Source organism: Paenarthrobacter sp. CM16, assembly GCF_013179505.1.
Taxonomy (GTDB): domain Bacteria; phylum Actinomycetota; class Actinomycetes; order Actinomycetales; family Micrococcaceae; genus Arthrobacter.
This window is the reverse complement of the sequence record NZ_JABMCX010000578.1, coordinates 1-881: the sequence shown is the minus strand read 5'-3', so window position 1 is coordinate 881 and position 881 is coordinate 1. Positions and strand designations below refer to the sequence as shown.

Below are 881 nucleotides of genomic sequence, written 5' to 3'. Positions count from 1 at the left end.
TGTTTCCGAAGCTACCCGCGCTCGTGTCCAGCAGGCCTTGGAGGAGCTGGACTACACCAAGCGAAGCACCGTCACGGAGCCCGGACTGCTGCAATTGGTGGTCAACAATTTCGATTCACCGTGGGTCCTGGAGACCATGGAAGGCGTGGAAGCTGCCGCTGCGCGCATGGGCTATACCGTGGCCTACACGCGGGCCGTGAACGCTACCGCTGAGGCTTGGCAGAAGCTTCGTGAGCCCTCCGGCAACCGCCTTGATGGGGTGATGCTGCTGGCTCCGCGCCAAGGTTCAGCCCTGGTGGACCAAGCCCGGGCAATGAACATTCCGGCTGTCGCCATCGATCCCGAAGGGTCCGAGGGACTGCGGATTCCCAGCGTCAGCCCGGCGTCGTTCTCCGGAGCGTTGGGTGCTGTGTCCCACCTGTTGAGCCTGGGCCATCAACGCATTGGAATCATCACGGGCCGCGTGCACAGCCCCGGTCATGGCCGGGCGCGTTACGCCGCCTATGCCGCCGCGTTGCACGAAGCCGGGCTCCCGGTGCTTCCCGAGTTCGTGCGCGACGGCGACTTCAGCATCGAGTCCGGCCTTCGCCTGGGCGGGGAACTCCTTGACCTTCCCGAGCGGCCTACCGCGATCTTCACGGGCAGCGATTTGCAGGCGCTCGGCGTCATGAACGCCGCCACGCAGCGGTCCCTGAAAATCCCTGCCGACCTCAGCGTGGTGGGTTTCGATGACATTGCCCAGGCCGCGCTGACCTCACCGCCCCTGACCACGGTTCGGCAACCCCTGGCACAACTGGCATCGATGGCCGTGGGCATGCTCACGGAACAGATCGAGCAGCCGGGTCTCGATTCCCCGGCAGCCCTTGAGGTGGCGACGGAGC

At 65.6% G+C, this 881-nt stretch carries 1 protein-coding gene; it reads left to right on the top strand.

Going from position 1 to position 881, the window contains the following annotated elements; translation table 11 throughout:
* Positions 1 to 881, top strand: an 881-nt coding sequence (locus tag HP499_RS24620) for a LacI family DNA-binding transcriptional regulator (RefSeq protein WP_172326625.1), incomplete at both ends; no start/stop codon positions are given.